Below are 1,203 nucleotides of genomic sequence, written 5' to 3'. Positions count from 1 at the left end.
ATCACGGGGTTTCTCAACCTTTGGAGAGCCCCATGGACCATCAGGAGCACCCCGACACCCGGCCGACCATTAGCCCGCTGCGGCAGCGGATGATCGAGGACATGACGATCCGCCGGTTCGGCGAGCACACACAGCGCGATTATGTCCGCCAGGTCGCCGAGTTCACCGCCTTCCTCGGCCGGACGCCGGATGAGGCCGAGCCCGAGGACCTGCGGCGCTACCAACTCCATCTGGCGAGCTTCGGCGCCAGCTATGCCCGCATGAATCTCGCCTGCACGGCGCTGCGCTTCTTCTTCCACATCACGCTGGGCCGGGCCGGCTTCGGCGACCGCATGGCGCGCATCCCGACGCCGGAGCGCCTGCCCGTGGTGCTTAGCACCGAGGAGGTGGCGCTGCTGCTCGCCCATGCGCCGAACCTCAAGTACCGCGCTGCGCTGAGCATCGCCTATGGCTGCGGCCTGCGGGTGTCGGAGGTGGCCCACCTCAAGGTCGCCGATATCGACGGCGCGCGGATGCTGATCCGCGTTGAGCAGGGCAAGGGGCGCAAGGACCGCTATGTGATGCTCGCGCCCGATCTGCTGGACCTCCTGCGCCGCTGGTGGAAGGAGCGGCGGCCGCAGGGCTGGCTGTTCCCGGGCCGCGATCCCGGCCAGCCCATCACCACCCGCCAGCTCGACCGGGCCTGCAGGACGGCAGCCTCCGCCGCCCGGCTGGACAAGCGCGTGTCCATGCACACCCTGCGGCACAGCTTCGCCACCCATCTGCTGGAGCGCAAGACCGATATCCGCGTCATCCAGGTGCTGCTCGGGCACAGGAAGCTCGACACCACGGCCGTCTATACCCGCGTCGCCCTGAAGACCCTGCGCGAGGTGGAGAGCCCGCTCTCTTTGCTGACGCCGCCGCCCCTGTAAGCCGTGCCGGTCCATGACGCGGCCTGCGCTCGAGGTCGCGGATATCCTGAACGCCCATGGCGATACCTATGAGAGGGCGCACGCCGGGCATCTCAGCCGCGGCCAGCTGAAGGTGATGTCGGCGATCCGCTCCTGCCGCACGATGGTGCTTGGCGGGCACGTGTCGCGCTGCGCCAACTGCGATCACGTGGAGATCGCCTACAACTCCTGCCGCAACCGGCACTGCCCCAGGTGCCAGGGAGCAACCGCCCGGGACTGGCTCGCCGCCCGGCAGGCCGAGCTGCTGCCGGTG

2 protein-coding genes are annotated in these 1,203 nt (G+C 69.2%); both read left to right on the top strand.

Going from position 1 to position 1,203, the window contains the following annotated elements; all coding sequences use genetic code 11:
• Nucleotides 1–32: 32 nt before the first annotated feature.
• Nucleotides 33–911 (top strand): tyrosine-type recombinase/integrase, encoded by an 879-nt coding sequence (locus J2X65_RS26950; RefSeq protein WP_310208603.1) that lies wholly within the window; start codon nucleotides 33–35, stop codon nucleotides 909–911.
• Between the two features lie 13 nt (nucleotides 912–924).
• A partial coding sequence (locus tag J2X65_RS26945) for a transposase zinc-binding domain-containing protein (protein ID WP_310208601.1) occupies nucleotides 925–1,203 on the top strand: 279 nt, incomplete at its 3' end.

Origin of the sequence: Ancylobacter sp. 3268 (assembly GCF_031456575.1) — a bacterium.
In the GTDB taxonomy this organism is placed as follows: domain Bacteria; phylum Pseudomonadota; class Alphaproteobacteria; order Rhizobiales; family Xanthobacteraceae; genus Ancylobacter.
The sequence above is the reverse complement of the archived record's forward strand: the minus strand, read 5'-3'. Positions and strand labels throughout refer to the sequence as shown.

What these genes read in the sequence shown, in the direction of transcription:
- J2X65_RS26950 (WP_310208603.1), top strand. Translation starts at nt 33, where the DNA reads ATGGACCATCAGGAGCACCCCGACACCCGGCCGACCATTAGCCCGCTG.